Source organism: Leifsonia poae (assembly GCF_027921845.1).
Classification (GTDB): Bacteria; Actinomycetota; Actinomycetes; order Actinomycetales; family Microbacteriaceae; genus Leifsonia; species Leifsonia poae.
The window spans coordinates 321,337-333,538 of the sequence record NZ_BSEN01000001.1 but is presented as its reverse complement, the minus strand read 5'-3'; the positions used below and the strand labels follow the sequence as shown (position 1 = coordinate 333,538).

The window sequence follows — 12,202 nt, the reverse complement described above, 5'->3', positions numbered from 1 at the left end:
ACGCCGACGCGGTAGGTTACACCTGTCGTAGCAGATCCGACGACGCTGATGCCTTGGAGGACCCGAGCCGTTGTGACAACCAGCTCCTTTGTTCCGGTTTCCGCGATCCCGCGGTGGCCCGGCTTTCTGGTGCCAATTCTAGAGGTTCTCTCCGACGGCAACATATGGAAGAAGAAGGACCTTGAGGAAGCCGTACTAGATAAGGCCGGGGTTACACAGGAGCAGAGGCTGGAACAGCTGGGGTCAGGCGATAGTCGTGCCCTGAATCGAGTCGGCTGGGCACTCTCGTTCCTGACTCGGGCCGAGGTGATAACCAAACCGGCCAGGGCTCAATTTCAGATTGTCGCGGATGGGCGGCAGCTCCTCGCGGAGAACCCCTCGGGTATCTCCGAGGCGCGCCTCAAGAAGGTGCCGGCTTTTCTCCAATATGTGCCAACCCGAGGAAAGGGGATCGCCGGAATACCGAGGGCGGAGCAGACTATTGACGAGGATGAGGATCCCCTCGAGCAGATCGAGGCTGGCATCTCGAAGTTTGAGAACGACGTCGCCGCTGAACTCATTCGTCGACTACATGAACAGCATCCGGACTTTTTCGAGCAAGCCGTCGTGGATTTGCTCAAAGCGATGGGCTACGGGGGAGCGGAGAGCAGAGTAACCCGCCTTGGCCGCTCTGGCGATGGTGGGGTGGATGGAGTCATCGATCAGGACGCGCTCGGCCTGAGTCGGGTATACATACAGGCTAAGCGGTACGCGCCGGGCAACATGGTTCACCGCCCAGACCTGCAAGGTTTCGTAGGTGCCCTGGCATCCAAAGGTGCAACACAAGGCGTGTTTGTCACCACAAGCGGATTTAGTACCGGAGCTCGCGAGTATGTTGAGCAAATACCTAGTCGAGTGGTGCTCATTGACGGCATACGGCTCGCCGATTTGATGATCCACTACCAGGTTGGCGTCCAAGTCAAAAGAACTTTTGCCGTGGTCGAGGTCGACGCGGACTACTTCGAGTAGTCGTGAGTTTCGCGCTTCGCAGGCGCGGTGAGAAACTGCTTTGACCGCTGCAGCCAGGGCCCGCCTTTTGCCCACATTTTGCCCACACTTGAGCGACATCCGGTGAGATCTCAGTGATTCCATGAGATCCAAAAGCGCCGAGATTCCGCGGATTTTGTGGCTCTGACCAGCCCATTAAAGCCTAGTCGCAGTTTTCGAGTCCCTCCAGGGGTGCGGATGATTGCGGGGCGACAATGCGGGCGACCGGCGACCACCTGATACGCCACGACGGCTCCACGCGCACCGCCAGCGGCCGCCAAGGACGCACCATTCGCAGGACGAATCCACGTAGTAATGGCGCTTGCCCTGGTGGACGTCACCTGCGACGACCCGCGGGCCGCCTACCGAAACCTCACCGAGTGACCATGTCCTTCGCCGTCGCCACGACGTGGGTGCGGTAGCGGCCCTTGGCCTCCTCGGGAGCGACATCGCCGAACACCATCCGGACCAGCTGTGGCGCCGCCACATACCAGTAGCACATCGCGATGATGGAGAAGTAGATCGCTTCGGCGTCGCCATCTCCGCCGAGAGCGTCTCGCACCGCGGCGACTCGCGATCGGAAGTAGCCGGACCGCTCAGCGAGGGCCGGGACATCCTTGGTGCCGTAGTGCAGCCCCTCCTGCTCGAACAGCCACGCCACGACCGGCTCCGCCGTGAGGAAGTCGAACAGGTCGCCGGCATACGCGGCGAGGTCGTCCGATTGGATCGCCACCCTGTCGGCCAGCTGCCCGAGCTTGGTCTGCAGGGCCGCCTGGAATAGGTCGTCTTTGTTGCCGATGTAGGAGTAGATCGATGCCTTGTTGACGTCGGCACGGTCGGCAATCCGATCGATGCGCGCGCCCCCGACGCCGTGGCGCGCGAACTCCTGGGCGCTCGCTTCCAGCAGCAGGCGGACGCTCTCGTCCCGGTCGTACCGTCTAGCCATCGATCCGGCCCTCCCTCTTCCATCTTCCGTGGACATGATCTACCATACAACTAAACGTTTATTTATATTTGGAGGTTCCAATGAACGTCGAACTCACCACACGCACCATCAGCGAGACCCGACTCGACGCCGCGCAGCTGGCAGAACTCGCCAACCGACCCCAGGCAGCCGGCCCGCAGGTCGTGCTCCAGGCCGAAGGACTCGGCTCGCCGCGTCAGTGGACGGCCCTGCTCCCCACTGCCGCAGACCGCATCGTCGTCGAGTACGGCTCGACCGCCGGACGCTTCGAGCGCTCATGGGCACTCTCGGCGCAGACCGGCAGCACCCGCTACTACACGCTGGAGCACGACACCGACGGCGGATACATCAGCCGCTGACCGCAGCAACCACGTCTGCCGGACGAAAAGGGGCGCAGCATCCGCTGCGCCCTTTTCGCTGTGCCGGCCCCTCGCCAGTGCGCCCGCGGACGGGCCCGAGCCGACGCATTCGTCAGTGGGTCTCCACCCAGCGCTCGATCCGTCGATGATCCGGGGTGAAGCCGTGGTCGACTCCCCAAAGAACCGCCTGGGTGCGGCTGTCGGCTCCGATTTTGCGATAGATGCTCCGGATGTGCGACTTGACCGTGTTGGGGCTGAGATAGGTGAGCTCGGCAACCGCCGCATTGCTTTTGCCTTGCGTGATCAGTGCGAGGATTTCGGACTCGCGATCGGTGATCCCTTCCTGCCTGCCAGGCCAATCGAGTCCTTGAACGCTGCGAGCGCGTGCGGGTGACTCGCTCACCACCATGTCCCCTGAATGCACCGCCTCGAGGGCCGCGACCAGCTCCGCGGCCGGGAGGGTCTTCGAAAGGTAGCCGTGGACGCCTTGAGTGCGGGCGCTCTCGATGAGTTCGGGATGGAAGTTCCACGTGTACACCACGACATGGCGTGCGCGTGGGTTCTTCACGAGTTCGCCGATCTGCGAATGACCGGACTCGGGTTGAGCGAAGGCGTCGTACAGGACGACGTCGATCGACTCGGCCAACGGGGCGTTCGCGTCGATTTCTACGACCTCGAGTCTGTCGCCGTAGCCGTCGAACATGCGCGCCAAGCCGAGGAGCACGACGTCATAGTCGTCCACGAGCGCGATCGTAAACGGCTTCGTCGTTGCTGCGAGGGCTGCGGACATGGCGGTCACATTACACCCCTAGGGGTGAGGCGACCCACCCTGCCGAGTGGTTGCGTAGAGGAGTCAGCTCATCTACCAGAAAGGGTCGTCTGATGAATATTCTTCTGATCGTCATTGCTGTGATCGCCATCATCCTGTTGTTCACCGGAGGCTTCGTCTCCTCGCTGAACTTCCTGCTCTGGGTCGGGATCGTCCTGCTCGTCATTGCTGCGATCGTGTTCCTGGTCCGGATGCTCACGGGAAGCCGACGCGTCTAAGACGCTCTTCGTAACGCGGCGAAGGCGGAGCGGTCGGCCTCGATCGTCTCCGCCGCCCCGTCTCGGAGAGCACGATTTTCGGTCCAGGTCGCGAAAGCTCAATGGATGCGGCCTGAGACCCTTACACAGCAGACCGCGTCGCGGCCACCGCCGCGAGCTCAGCACGGTTGGCCACGCCGAGCTTGGCGAAGATGTGCGAGAGGTGCGTCTTCACGGTCCCTCTGCTGATGAAGAGTCGAGCGGAGATCTGGGGGTTACTGAGTCCTTCGGCGACCGTGGCGGCGACCTGCAGCTCTGTCGGGGTGAGGCTCGCCCAGCCGTCGACCGGGCGACTGCGTCGTCCGCGCATCCGCCGCGCAGAGGCCACGGCCTGATTGAGGGGGAGCAGCGCCCCTTCGGCGGCGGCATCCTCGAAAACCTCGTCGCCGAGGACGGGACGAAGTCGTGCAACCGTCTCGTCGTACGCGGCTTGCTGCGCCGCTGAACGAGCGATCCCGATCCGCTCCCGCGCGGATTGCGCCGCGTGCAACAGACGGACGCCATCCGGCGTGGCTTTGATGCGCGAGCCGATGCTCGCCAGAGCTTCGAGGCTGTCGAGCTGAGCGGTGACGAGGCCGTGGTCGACGCGGATCGTCAACGCCTCATGGTGGAGTTCGGCGGCACGGACCAGGCCGTCGGCTTCGTGCGCGGCCAGTTCGGCCTGAGCGAACAGGGCCTCGGCGAGGGCGCCGGGGAGCTGCAACTGGCGGCACACCTCGACGGCCTTATCCAGGATGGTCGCCGCTTCGTCCACTCGGCCCGCGTCCGCGAGAGCCGCGCCGAGCCGGGGAAGCGCACGCCCCGCGATCCAGGTGGGAGTGCCGCGCTCCGTCGAGTCCGCGGAGCGCTGCAGCCACCGGATGGCCGACGCCGAGTCACCGGTGAGCGAAGCGAGCAAGGCCGCCGAGTGATCGAGGCCTGGGACGAAGACGTCGGCCTTCTCCGCCAGGCTCGTGATCGGGTCGAGCACCTCTGCGGCACGAGCCAGGTCGCCGCGGAGGGCGATGATCTCCGCGAGCACCGAGCGGGCGAAGCCGAGACGCAGATAGTCGCCGAGAGGCTCAGCGGTGAGCAGTGCCTCCTGGGCCAGCGCCTCCGCGCGGACGGGGTCACCGCACGCAAGCGCGCCATCCGCCTGGTACGTGAGCAGTGTCGAGAGGATCCCGGGGTGAAAGCGCAGCGCCTGCAGCACGGCCGCGTCCGCCAGCGACTCGGCTTCGGGATGCCGGTCGCGGAGGTGCAGGATCATCGACTGAAGGGCGCGCGATCCGCCTTGCACGAACACGTCTCCGCTGGAGGCGGCAGCCTCGTGAGCCTGCTCGCACAGGCGCCAGGCCGCATCGAAATCCACGTAGAACGCTCCGACGGCCAGCAGGTTCAGGCAGAGCGCGCGCAGCTCGTCGTCGCCGAGCTCGTCGGCCAGCGCCAGGGCGCGGGAAGCGGCGTCGTACTCGACGTCGAGCGGTCCGGCGGTGTCGGCGACGAGGGCGAAGCCGGTCAGCAGCCTCGCCTGCAGCAGCGACCGCTCATCCGGGGCGCGTTCGATCGCCCGCCGAAGAACGGTGAGGCCCTCGCGTCCGCGGTGGTCGAAATGCCAGAACCAGGCGAGCAGGGCCGCGAGCCGGCGGCCCTCGGTCGGATCGTCAGCGGCGAGCCCGAACTCCAGTGCAGAAACGAGATTGTCGTACTCGATTGCCAGCGCCGCGCGCCACCGGTCGGTGTCCTGCTCGCGATCGAGCTCAGCGGCCTGCACGTAATCGAGACACCACGCAAGCTGACGCGCACACGCGAGGCCGCGGTCCTTCGCCTCGATGGCACGCGCCGTCGCATAGGCGCGGATGGTCTCCAAGAGCCGGTAGCGCACGTCACCGTCCCGCCGCTCGGCAACGATCAGCGACTTGTCGACCAGCCGCCCGATGGCCAGCAGGGTCTCCGCCCCGGTCAGACCGCCACCGGCGCAGAGATACTGGGCGGCGTCGAGACCGAACGACCCGGCGAACACCGAGAGGCGACGCAGCACGGCACGGTCGGCCTCGTCCAGCAGCGCGTAGCTCCAGTCGATCGACCCCGCCAACGTGAGCTGCCGGCGCTGAGCACCACGCGGGCCCCGCACCAGCAAGGCGAAGCGATCGTCCAGCCCGGCCTCCACCTGCTGCGGCGAAAGGGTGCGCATCCACGCAGCCGCGAGCTCGAGAGCGAGGGGGATGCCGTCGAGATGCGCAGCGATGGAACGGATCGCCGGCTCGGAGGCGCTGTCCAGGGCGAATGCCGGCTGCGCAAGCCGGGCGCGATCGACGAACAACTCGACGGCATCCTCGTCGGCGAGCGGAGGAACTCCCGACACGACCTCGCCCGCCAGCCCGAGCGGTTCACGGCTGGTGACAAGCACGTGCACCTCGGGACACTCCTGCAGCACCGCAGCCACCGCATCCGCGACGCCCGAGAGGAGGTGCTCGGCATTGTCGATGCACAGCAGGCACTCACGCGTGGCAAGGTGAGCGTTCAGCGCGCGGAGCTGGTCCGCGACCACAGGGGCGCCCGCTGCGAGCGCGATCGCCTCGGCCACCCGAGAGCCGTCCGCCAGAGTCGACAGGTCTACCCAGTACGCGCCATCTGCACCGCGCGACGCCTCGCTCGTCGCGACCTCCACGGCCAGCCGCGTCTTGCCGGCGCCGCCCGGTCCGGTGAGGGTCACGAGGCGATTGCGCTCCAACAGTCCCGACACCAGTTCGAGCTCCTGCGTGCGTCCGACGAAACGTGTCCGCGGAACGCCGGGCACGTTCGTCCGAGCCGTCGGCGAGCGCATCGAGTGATCGTCGCTGGCGTTCATGGGACAACACTGCCACGCGAGCCCGGCGCCCACCATTGCCGCATCGGCCACCCGCGCGCAAGGATCGGCCAGGTGGCCGATGTTCGCGCCGGCCGCTCTCACGAGACTCGTTCCAGAGCGATTCATCGCACGAACGGAGCAGACGACCATGACGACCATGACGACCACACGGATGGCGACGGGACCACTCGTCGTCTCAGAGCGGAACCCGCGGTACTTCACTCCCGCATCCGGACCCGATGCCGGGCGCGCGGTCTACCTCACCGGTTCTCACATCTGGAACAACCTGCAGGATGGCATGGGGCCGGGCCGCGAAGGACCGGATGAACCGGAGCGGATGGACTACGACGCCTACCTCGAATTCCTGCGGCGACGTGGCCACAACTTCATCCGCCTGTGGCGGTGGGAGCAGTTCCTGTCGCAAGCCGCCGGTGGCAACTATCACCTGAACATGAGCCCGCAGCCGTGGCAGCGCACCGGCGCGGGCGTCGCGAAGGACGGCAAGCCGCGCTTCGACCTCGACCGACTCGACGACGCCTATTTCCAGCGGCTGCGCGACCGTGTCGTCGCGGCCGGCGAAGCCGGCATCTACGTCGGCGTCATGCTCTTCGACGGCTGGGCTCTCCACCTCAGCCCCGCGCCGGACCACATCGAAGGGCACCCGTTCCACAAGAACAACAACGTCAACGGCATCGAGGCCGCCTCCATCGACGACCTGCAGGTGCTGCCGCTCGACCCGCGCATCCAGTCGATTCAGGATGCGTACATCAGGAGGGTCGTCGACTCGCTCCACGACCTCCCCAATGTGCTGTGGGAGGTGGCCAACGAGTCCGCCGGTGGTGGAACCGTCACCGACGAGTTCGCGGGATTCCTCGGCATGGACACGGCGCCGCGCTGGGGAGACACGACCGACTGGCAGTACCGGGTGATCGACCTGGTCAAGCAGCACGAGCAGGCGCACGGCTACGAGGCGCATCCGATCGGCATGACGATGCAGTTTCCCGTCGCGGTGCAGACCGCGGTCAATGATCCGCTGCTCGAAAGTCGCGCCGAATGGATCTCGCCCGGTTACGACGACGAGATCTTCGCCGACGGGGGACACCCGATGGCGCCGGGATCCCCGCCGTCCCACTGGTACGTCGACCCTCCCGTCGCGGACGGGACGAAGGTCGTCATCAGCGACACCGACCACTACGCGCCCGGGCAGGGCGACGCGCTCTGGGCGTGGAAGACGTTCCTGCGCGGTCACCACCCGATCCTGATGGACTACGGGCTCATCGCGGGGCTCGAACCGACCGGTGCGGAACCGGCCGACACGGGCGTGCCGCCGTTCGAGGCGTATGAGCCCGCACGGTGGGCGATGGGAGACACCCGCCGGTTCGCGGAGCGGGTCGGGCTGGTCGACATGCGGCCGGTGACGGATGTCGGCTCGGACGGCTTCGCACTGGTCAACCCTGGCGTCGAGTACCTCGTGCTCCAGGCGGACAGTGCCGCCGACGCCTTCACGATCGAGCTCGCCCCGGGTACCTATGAGGTGGAGTGGTTCGGAATCGACCGTCGCGAGACCGTGCCGGCGGACGGACTGACGGTGGACGGCTCGGCTGGCGTGGTCGAATTCACGTCGCCGATCGCGACCGGGCCCGCCGTGCTGTACCTGTCGCGCACTTCTGCGACTGACGAGCACGACGCGACTGACGAGCGCGACGCGACTGACGCGCGCTGACACGAACGACAGGTAGGAGGAACATCATGAGCAGAGTGATCGCCGACATTTCCATCTCGGTCGACGGCTACGTCACGGGACCCGACGCCGGGCCCACCAACGGACTCGGCACCCACGGGGAGGGCATCCACGCCTGGGTGCTCGAAGAGCCTCGATCGCCGATCGACGACGAGGTGCTCGCCCGCTCCTACGAGAGCACGGGCGCTGTCATTCTCGGCCGCCGGCTCTTCGACGTCGTCGACGGCCCGGATGGCTGGAACGACGACGTCGGCTACGGTTACGACCAAGACCAGTCGGTCGCCCCTCCGTGCTTCGTCGTCACCCACGAACCGCCGGAGAAGGTGCGTCTCGCTTCGCGGTTCCGGTTCGTCACCGGCGGCGTCGCCGAGGCCGTCCGGGTTGCGGGCGAGGCGGCCGGCGACAAGGACGTCGTCGTCATGGGCGGCGCGAACGTCGTGGATCAATGCCTCGCGGACGGGCTGGTGGACGAGCTGCGCATCCACTACTCACCGTTGCTGGTGGGGGCCGGCACCCGGCTCTTCACCCTCGGGGGGAGGAGCGCGCTGGTGCAACGGGAGGTCATCGTTTCTCCGCGGGCGACGCACGTGACCTACGACGTCGTCGACGAGTCGGCGTCAGCCTGACATCGCCTGATGCGGGGTTCGACCTCTGGCGCAACCGCCGCCGTTGCGCAAGACTGGCCCATGGCCAAGGCGCAGCGGCGAGGACTCGCTCGGGTCCCGATCATCGGGCAGCTCCGCAACTATGACCGCTCGTGGCTGCGCGGCGACCTGATCGCCGGGGTCACCGTCGCCGCCCTCATCGTGCCGAAGAACCTCGGGTACGCCGGGATCGCGGGCATTCCGCTGCAGAACGGCCTCTACGCGGCGGCCGCCGGCGCCCTGGCGTACGCGATCTTCGGAACCTCGCGGCAGATCTCGATGGGTCCGAGTTCGGGCCTGGCGGCGGTGGCCGCAAGTGCCGTGCTCGCGGCGGGCATCACGGGCGAGCAGGATGTCGCATCGTTCGTCGCCGGGATCACGCTGGCGTCGGGCATCCTGTTTCTGCTTCTCGCCGTGTTCAAGATGGGCTGGATCGCGCAGTTCCTGTCGCGTGCGGTGGTCACCGGCTTCCTCTTCGGTGCCGCGATCGATGTCGTGATCGGGGAACTGCCCAAGCTCACCGGCACGAAGACCACCGGCGCCAACCCCATCCAGGAACTGTGGTCCTGGTTCGGAACCCTCGGCGACGCGCACGGGACGACGGTGCTGGTCGGCGTGATCTCGTTGGTCGTCGTCTTCGGGCTCCGAGCGATCGCACCACGGGTGCCGGGCGCGCTCGTGCTCGTGGTGGGTGGACTGATCGCGGCGGCGCTGTTCGACCTCGGGACCAAGGGCGTGGCCCTGGTGGGCGACGTGCCGCGCGGACTGCCGTCGCTGGAGGTCCCGGATCTCCAGCAGCTGTGGGAGCACTCGGGAACCGTTGCGCTCGCCGCGGTGGCGCTGGTGATGATCGGCTTCTCGCAGACCGCGGGCGATGCGCGCACGTTCGCGGCGAAGCACCGCTACCAGATCGACATCAACCAGGAGTCGGTCGCACAGTCGCTGGCCAACATCGCCGCTGGGCTGTTCAAAGGGATGCCCGTCTCGACCAGCCTGTCCGCGAGTTCGTTGAACGACCGCTCCGGCGCGAAGACCGGAGTGGCCTCCCTGACCTCGGGCGTCACGGTGCTGCTCACGCTGCTGTTTCTGGCGCCACTGTTCTCGAACCTGCCGAAGGCGGTGCTCGGGGCGCTGATCATCGAGGCCGTCGTGATGGGGATGATGGACCTTCCGGAGATGCGGCGGCTCTTCCGGGTGAAGAAGGTCGACTTCTGGATCGCGATCGTCGCCCTCCTCGCAACACTGGTGTTCGGCGTGCTCGCCGGAGTGATCATCGGGATCGGGCTGTCGCTGGCCTGGCTGGTCGCGGTGGCCACGCATCCGGAGATGCCGACCCTCGGTCGCGAGCGGGGCACCCAGGTCTTCCGCGAGGTCGACGCGTTCCCCGGCGACGAGATCGTGCCCGGGGTGGCAGTGGTCCGGTTCGACGGCGGCCTCTTCTTCGCCACGGCCGATGCCCTGGAGGACCATCTGCGGGAGGTCATTCACGCCAACCCGGAACTGACCGGGATCGTGATCGACTGCGGGGGCATCAACTTCATCGACTCGCAGGGCGCGGCCAAGCTGACGGATGTCGTGGCTCTCGCCCGCGATGCCGGTGTGAATCTCCGCCTCACCCGGTTGAAGCCGTCGCCCCGCGCCGTGCTCGAGCGCGATGGTGTGATCGACCTGATCGGGGCGGACCACATCCACGGCAACATCCACCGGGCGGTCGAGGCGGAACAGGCCGACGCGAAACGGCGACGCGAAGGCCAGAGCTAGTCGGCTGCTGGGACGCACTGAGCCGGCCGGGCCCGCCGGTGGACGTCCTAGTCTTGGGGGATGGCAAAGAACTGGTTCAGCACCGGGACGTCCCGCGGATGAACATCACCCTGCTCGTCCGGTTCGTCGCCGTGGCCGAGGAGCTGCACTTTCCACGTGCAGCACGCGCTCTGAACATCCCGCTCGCCTCGCTCTACTCGTCGATTTCGAAGCTCGAAGACGAGGTGGGGACTCCACTAGTCATCCGCGAGCCCACCACTCGTCTGACCAAGGCGGGAGAACTGTTTCTTGTCACGGCGCGGGACGAGATCGCCGCGACACCCGTCACGGTCGAGAAGCCGGTCAAGCCGGCCGGCGGCAAGGCGAAAGCCTCGAAGGGCAAGGGTCGCGCCCCCGCTGTGAAGGGGCAGCCGAAGCCGTTCAAGAAGCGCCAGGGCCGCTAGCCCCGTTCGCCGCCGGATGGGCTCGCGTCATTCGTGTTCGGGCAGCAGCGGGGTCGACCAGCCGGGGTCGCGACCGAGTTGGGCGGCGCGAGCGACGGATGTCGCACCGAAGCGATCGCGGACGGCGTCGAGCACCGTGTCGAGGCGCGCCCCGTCCTCCCAGTCGATCGGCAGCTCGGGCTGGAAACTGTCGGACCGTCCCAGCTGCGACAGCGAGATGCCGATGAGCGTGATGCCGCGTTCCGTGACCTCGGGGAGGGCCGCAGCGAGGAGGCTTCGGGCGATCGTGAGCAGCACGGAGGTCCTGTCTGACGGGAAGCCGAGCGTGCGCGACCGCGTGGCTCTGGCGAAGTCGCCGAAGCGGAGGCGCAGCACGATGGTGCGGCAGGTGCGGTCACCGTCGCGGAGCCGGCGGGCGAGCCGATCGACGATCTGGGTGAGGATGAGGTCGAGCTCCTCGGCCGTGCGCGGGTGGCTTCCGAGCGCACGTTGGGAGCCGATGGACCCGCGGCGCTTCGTGGTGTCGACCGGGCGTGGATCCCGCAGCCGGGCCAGCGCGTGCAGGTGCGCGCCGGTCGCCTTGCCGAGCAGCCGTTCTGCCGTCGCCTCTTCGAGTTCCGCCAGCTGACCGACATACCGGATGCCGAGCCGGTGCAGCTTCTCCGCGGTGACGGCGCCGACACCCCACAGTCTTTCCACCGGAAGCGGGAGCAGGAACTCCTGTTCCCGGTCGGGTTCGACCACGAGCAGCCCATCCGGTTTGCTCACCGCGCTCGCGACCTTGGCGAGGAACTTGGTCCGCGCGATCCCGACCGAGATGGCGAGACCGACCTCGGCCCGAACTCGCTCCCGCAGGCGCATCGCGATCTGCTCGGGCGTGCCCGCGATGCGCCGGAGCCCGCCGACCTCGAGGAACGCCTCGTCGATCGACAGCCCCTCCACGAGCGGCGTCGTATCGCGGAAGATCGCGAACACGTCCTTGCTCGCCGTGGAATACGCGTCCATGCGCGGCGAGACGACAACGGCCTCCGGGCACAGGTCGCGCGCCTGCCGGCCGCCCATCGCGGTGCGCACGCCCCGAGCCTTCGCCTCGTAGCTCGCCGCCAGCACCACGCCGCCGCCGACGATGACCGGGCGGCCGCGCAGCGCGGGTGCGTCGCGCTGCTCGACCGAGGCGTAGAACGCGTCGAGGTCGGCGTGCAGCACGGTCGCCTCGCCCCGCATGCCCGCCTCCGCTCACTCGCTCGTCGAGTGAATGGTCGCACGGACCGCGGACACCGGAGGTGGTGGGTGTCGACGGAACGGGCCGCGCCGGTGATAGCGTACGGAAAATGGTGGACTCTTCGAT

11 protein-coding genes are annotated in these 12,202 nt (G+C 67.3%); 7 read left to right on the top strand and 4 right to left on the bottom strand.

The features are described 5' to 3' along the window. Positions 1–72 precede the first annotated feature (72 nt). Complete coding sequence (locus PKE84_RS01565) at positions 73–1,008, top strand: restriction endonuclease (protein WP_271175437.1); 936 nt, start codon at positions 73–75, stop codon at positions 1,006–1,008. Between the two features lie 391 nt (positions 1,009–1,399). Here the strand turns inward: PKE84_RS01565 and PKE84_RS01560 are convergent, their stop codons facing one another. Next, positions 1,400–1,972 carry a TetR/AcrR family transcriptional regulator gene (locus tag PKE84_RS01560; RefSeq protein ID WP_271175436.1) on the bottom strand — a complete coding sequence of 191 codons (573 nt, stop codon included), beginning with the start codon at positions 1,970–1,972 and terminating at the stop codon, positions 1,400–1,402. Positions 1,973–2,052: 80 nt separating this feature from the next. Between PKE84_RS01560 and PKE84_RS01555 the strand changes: the two genes are divergently transcribed. Further along, the gene (locus PKE84_RS01555; protein ID WP_271175435.1) at positions 2,053–2,349 is read left to right on the top strand and encodes a hypothetical protein; all 297 of its coding nucleotides are present in this window, start codon (positions 2,053–2,055) and stop codon (positions 2,347–2,349) included. A gap of 112 nt (positions 2,350–2,461) precedes the next feature. Here PKE84_RS01555 and PKE84_RS01550 read toward each other — a convergent pair whose 3' ends face one another. Next, positions 2,462–3,139, bottom strand: a complete 678-nt coding sequence (locus PKE84_RS01550; RefSeq protein WP_271175754.1) for a response regulator transcription factor — start codon at positions 3,137–3,139, stop codon at positions 2,462–2,464. Between the two features lie 92 nt (positions 3,140–3,231). Between PKE84_RS01550 and PKE84_RS01545 the strand changes: the two genes are divergently transcribed. After that, positions 3,232–3,396, top strand: coding sequence for a hypothetical protein (locus PKE84_RS01545; protein ID WP_271175434.1), 165 nt, complete (start codon positions 3,232–3,234; stop codon positions 3,394–3,396). 121 nt (positions 3,397–3,517) lie between these two features. On the opposite strand, the gene PKE84_RS01540 is transcribed toward PKE84_RS01545, so the two are convergent. Further along, complete coding sequence (locus PKE84_RS01540; protein ID WP_271175433.1) at positions 3,518–6,265, bottom strand: helix-turn-helix transcriptional regulator; 2,748 nt, start codon at positions 6,263–6,265, stop codon at positions 3,518–3,520. A gap of 157 nt (positions 6,266–6,422) precedes the next feature. Here PKE84_RS01540 and PKE84_RS01535 point away from each other — a divergent pair, with 157 nt between their 5' ends. From PKE84_RS01535 to PKE84_RS01520, 4 genes are all read left to right on the top strand, one after another. Beyond that, positions 6,423–7,988 carry a hypothetical protein gene (locus PKE84_RS01535; RefSeq protein ID WP_271175432.1) on the top strand — a complete coding sequence of 522 codons (1,566 nt, stop codon included), beginning with the start codon at positions 6,423–6,425 and terminating at the stop codon, positions 7,986–7,988. 26 nt (positions 7,989–8,014) lie between these two features. Continuing rightward, positions 8,015–8,632: a dihydrofolate reductase family protein gene (locus tag PKE84_RS01530; protein WP_271175431.1), complete on the top strand. Its 618-nt coding sequence runs from the start codon at positions 8,015–8,017 to the stop codon at positions 8,630–8,632. Positions 8,633–8,692: 60 nt separating this feature from the next. Continuing rightward, positions 8,693–10,411, top strand: a complete 1,719-nt coding sequence (locus PKE84_RS01525) for a SulP family inorganic anion transporter (RefSeq protein ID WP_271175430.1) — start codon at positions 8,693–8,695, stop codon at positions 10,409–10,411. A 98-nt stretch (positions 10,412–10,509) separates the two neighbouring features. Further along, positions 10,510–10,854, top strand: a complete 345-nt coding sequence (locus tag PKE84_RS01520; protein WP_271175429.1) for a LysR family transcriptional regulator — start codon at positions 10,510–10,512, stop codon at positions 10,852–10,854. 27 nt (positions 10,855–10,881) lie between these two features. Here the strand turns inward: PKE84_RS01520 and dinB are convergent, their stop codons facing one another. Then, positions 10,882–12,078 carry a DNA polymerase IV gene (gene dinB / locus PKE84_RS01515; protein ID WP_271175428.1) on the bottom strand — a complete coding sequence of 399 codons (1,197 nt, stop codon included), beginning with the start codon at positions 12,076–12,078 and terminating at the stop codon, positions 10,882–10,884. Positions 12,079–12,202 lie beyond the last annotated feature (124 nt).

Excerpts from the sequence above, each read along its gene's own strand:
- dinB (WP_271175428.1), bottom strand. The coding sequence starts at position 12,078 with ATGCGGGGCGAGGCGACCGTGCTGCACGCCGACCTCGACGCGTTCTAC.
- PKE84_RS01550 (WP_271175754.1), bottom strand. The coding sequence starts at position 3,139 with ATGTCCGCAGCCCTCGCAGCAACGACGAAGCCGTTTACGATCGCGCTC.
- PKE84_RS01560 (WP_271175436.1), bottom strand. The coding sequence starts at position 1,972 with ATGGCTAGACGGTACGACCGGGACGAGAGCGTCCGCCTGCTGCTGGAA.
- PKE84_RS01555 (WP_271175435.1), top strand. The coding sequence starts at position 2,053 with ATGAACGTCGAACTCACCACACGCACCATCAGCGAGACCCGACTCGAC.
- PKE84_RS01535 (WP_271175432.1), top strand. The coding sequence starts at position 6,423 with ATGACGACCACACGGATGGCGACGGGACCACTCGTCGTCTCAGAGCGG.
- PKE84_RS01540 (WP_271175433.1), bottom strand. The coding sequence starts at position 6,265 with ATGAACGCCAGCGACGATCACTCGATGCGCTCGCCGACGGCTCGGACG.
- PKE84_RS01530 (WP_271175431.1), top strand. The coding sequence starts at position 8,015 with ATGAGCAGAGTGATCGCCGACATTTCCATCTCGGTCGACGGCTACGTC.
- PKE84_RS01545 (WP_271175434.1), top strand. The coding sequence starts at position 3,232 with ATGAATATTCTTCTGATCGTCATTGCTGTGATCGCCATCATCCTGTTG.
- PKE84_RS01520 (WP_271175429.1), top strand. The coding sequence starts at position 10,510 with ATGAACATCACCCTGCTCGTCCGGTTCGTCGCCGTGGCCGAGGAGCTG.
- PKE84_RS01525 (WP_271175430.1), top strand. The coding sequence starts at position 8,693 with ATGGCCAAGGCGCAGCGGCGAGGACTCGCTCGGGTCCCGATCATCGGG.